This window comes from Hominisplanchenecus faecis, assembly GCF_020687205.1.
Classification (GTDB): domain Bacteria; phylum Bacillota; class Clostridia; order Lachnospirales; family Lachnospiraceae; genus Hominisplanchenecus; species Hominisplanchenecus faecis.
Genome location: NZ_JAJEQE010000089.1, coordinates 1 through 3,089, shown reverse-complemented (window position 1 = coordinate 3,089; position 3,089 = coordinate 1). Strand labels below are relative to the sequence as shown.

General features: G+C 45.4%; 4 protein-coding genes. All 4 read right to left on the bottom strand.

What is annotated here, in order from left to right; translation table 11 throughout:
• Nucleotides 1-251: 251 nt before the first annotated feature.
• Nucleotides 252-1,079: a MerR family transcriptional regulator gene (locus LKD42_RS14850; protein ID WP_248836145.1), complete on the bottom strand. Its 828-nt coding sequence runs from the start codon at nucleotides 1,077-1,079 to the stop codon at nucleotides 252-254.
• Nucleotides 1,080-1,114: 35 nt separating this feature from the next.
• Nucleotides 1,115-2,509 (bottom strand): MATE family efflux transporter, encoded by a 1,395-nt coding sequence (locus LKD42_RS14845; RefSeq protein ID WP_248836144.1) that lies wholly within the window; start codon nucleotides 2,507-2,509, stop codon nucleotides 1,115-1,117.
• Between the two features lie 117 nt (nucleotides 2,510-2,626).
• Nucleotides 2,627-2,752 carry a hypothetical protein gene (locus tag LKD42_RS15160; protein WP_283095028.1) on the bottom strand — a complete coding sequence of 42 codons (126 nt, stop codon included), beginning with the start codon at nucleotides 2,750-2,752 and terminating at the stop codon, nucleotides 2,627-2,629.
• An 18-nt stretch (nucleotides 2,753-2,770) separates the two neighbouring features.
• Nucleotides 2,771-2,977 carry a hypothetical protein gene (locus LKD42_RS14840; protein ID WP_173866145.1) on the bottom strand — a complete coding sequence of 69 codons (207 nt, stop codon included), beginning with the start codon at nucleotides 2,975-2,977 and terminating at the stop codon, nucleotides 2,771-2,773.
• Nucleotides 2,978-3,089: the final 112 nt, after the last annotated feature.

The following is a 3,089-nucleotide window of genomic DNA, read 5'->3' as shown; positions in this document are numbered from 1 at the left end:
GATATTTGGCGTGTTCATAATAATACCTCCATAGGTATATTTAAACACATTTAACCATATTAAGCAATATATTTAGTTACTTATAAATTCCTCCTTTCCAGCTATTTAGAAAATTTTCTAATTACTTTATATATATCACTCTGTTTTCCCGTTGTCAATCACTATTTAGAATTTTTTCTAAATAGTTTTTTAGGAACAAGCCATAAACCATGCTGCACGTTCACAGGCGTAATTTTGCGGCTTGATTTTTTCTAATTTTCACATACCGGAATCAGAATTTCGGTCACAAATTTTCCGGTGTCATTTGTGATCCCATAGTCGATGAGGGTGATCTCTCTGGAGAATCCTGCGATTTTGAGCTGATGTTCTTTGATATAGGAGAGAAGTTTCCGATAATATTTTTCTGCCTCCTGATGTCCGCCGCAGAAGCGGATCGATACGCTCAGGGTATCCGGCAACTGCTCGACTTCACCCTGGTAGTTTTCTTCGTCATCCAGCACCAGAAATACCCGGTCATAAGCATCCAGTTGACCGTTTTCCAGCTTTTCTTCGGATATGCCAACACCCACTTTTCCAAGGAAGGTCAGAGAATCCGGCTGGTCTTTTTCCAGACGGCGGATCGCATATTCCAGATCCAGATGCGAATGGATCTTCAGGCTGTCCCGGATCCAGACGATCCGGCAGGCTTTGGTCTGCTGCATGCGGATCTCATCCAGCTTCGATGAGGCCGCATCCTGGATCTGATGGATTCTGTGGTCGATTTTCCGTTCTATGACCTCCAGCTGACGCTTCTTTTCCCGAATCATCTCTTTTTGATTTTGCAGTTTTTCTTCGATCACCTGAATGTCGCGGTTGGCGAGGAAATCTGCAATCTGCTCCAGCGGCATATCGAGCACCCGCAGATAGCGGATCGTATTGAGCACCTCAAACTGGCGGATACCATAGTAACGGTAACTGCTTTTTTCCTCGATAAACTCCGGGACGATAATCCCAATCCGCTCATAATGACGAAGCGTCCCGGTGCTGATATGGAACATTTTTGCCACATCTCCAATGCGAAATAATTTTTCTTCTTCCATGCTTATCCTGCTTTCTGCCATTCATAAACAACGTGTTATCTTACATCTGATCTATGCTTTTTTGAAACTCTCACTGTGCTATCTGCTGTCTGCACATTCTGCAATCTTTTATGCTGTTTTAGCCAGACGAATGCCGCCACGCAGATCAGTGCTGAGAGCAAAGAACCGCAGGCAGTCGCGATCCCCATCGGGAAAAGGGTCTGTGGGAACCATTTTGAGGTCAGGTAAGCTCCCGGGATTCGCACGCACAGGATCGCAACGATGTTGTGGAAAAAGGAAATCCCGGACTTTCCGTAAGCACAGAAGTAACCGCTGAAGCAGAAATGGATCCCGGCAAAAAAGCAGTCAAAAATATAACCGCATATGTACTGGCTTCCAAATGCGATCACAGTCTGATCGGATGTAAACACTCCAACGACCGGTGATGCGATAAACTGGATCAGGATTGCGATAAAAATGCCGAATCCGCCGGCGATCAGCAGAGCGTAGTGAAGCGTCTCTCTGGCACGGTCGTGCTTTCCGGCACCGATATTCTGTGCCGCCAGTGCTGACACGGAAGAAAGCATCGAGGATGGCACAAGAAACAGAAAACTGATGATCTTTTCCACAATACCGACGGCTGCCGCCTGGTTTAATCCTCGACGGTTGGCGATGATCGTAATAACAAGAAATGCGACCTGGATAAACCCATCCTGAAGTGCCACCGGCACGCCGATGTTCAGAATCTGTCCCATCACTCGCCTTTTCGGCCGGAGATTCTGCTTTTTCAGGGCAATCCCCATCTTCTTTTTCCGAATCATAAAAAGCGAGATCACAACGCTGACCGCCTGAGACAGTGTCGTTCCAAGTGCCGCCCCGGCAGCTCCCATGTGAAAAGCTCCCATAAACAGATAGTCAAGGGCAATGTTAATCACGCAGGCGATGGCGATAAAGTACATCGGACTTTTTGAATCACCGAGCCCGCGAAAAATCGAACTGATCACATTGTAAGCGATGATAAACGGAATGCCGACAAAACAGATCGTAAGGTAGATCCTAGTACCTGCCACGGCTTCCTGTGGCGTGGACATAACCTGAAGGATCGGATTCACCAGAAGCAGAAGGATGGCAAACATGCCTGCCGCCACCACAGCAAACAGTGTGACCGTATTTCCGATGGCATTTGCCGCCCTCCTCTTGTCGTTTGCTCCGATCGCCTGACCGATGCTGACGGTCGTTCCCATCGCAAGTCCCACGATCATAACCGTGAGCATGTGCATGACCTGGCTGCCGATTGAGACAGCGGTCGTATCTGCCACGCCTTCAAACTGTCCTATGATAAAAAGATCCGCCATTCCGTAAAGCGTCTGTAAAAAGTAAGATAATAAATAGGGCAGTGAAAAGTACACGATGTTCTTTAAGACACTGCCCGAGGTAAGATTTTTTTCCATAAGGCTATCTAAAGCTCCTTTCCATGTCCGGCAACGTTTTATTCTGCCATTTGTTGCTTTATGATAAACCTTACAATAATTGCAAAGTCAATGCAAGTTTTTAAAATAATTTTTGTACTACAAAGTCTCTTTGATTTTATCCAGCTGCTCTTTCGAAATTTCCGTCACCTGCAAAATCTCTTCTTCTGACATAGTTCCAAGTTTCAGGAGCTTTTTTGCAATTTCCCGGCTTTTTTCTTCCATGCCATATTTTCTTCCCCGCTAAATTCCACTCTGGACTCCACGTTTCATTCCCTGCTGAATTCCATGTTCTTCTACTAAATCCGATAAATTACACATCAAATGCATCTCCTTTCCGAGCTGATCGCTCATATGTAACTCTTTCTGGCTCAATACACGCTTACATTGTGCATCATAACGTGCTTTCACATCATTCAGGGAAAGATTTTCTGAAAACTCATTTGTCATCTTTTTCTCCTGTCATTATAAAATATTTTGTTGTCTTTGTGAACTACCCATTGTCTAAAGCCAATGGGCTTCCTGCTTCGCAGACCTCGTAACCTACTATCTCCACAGGCGT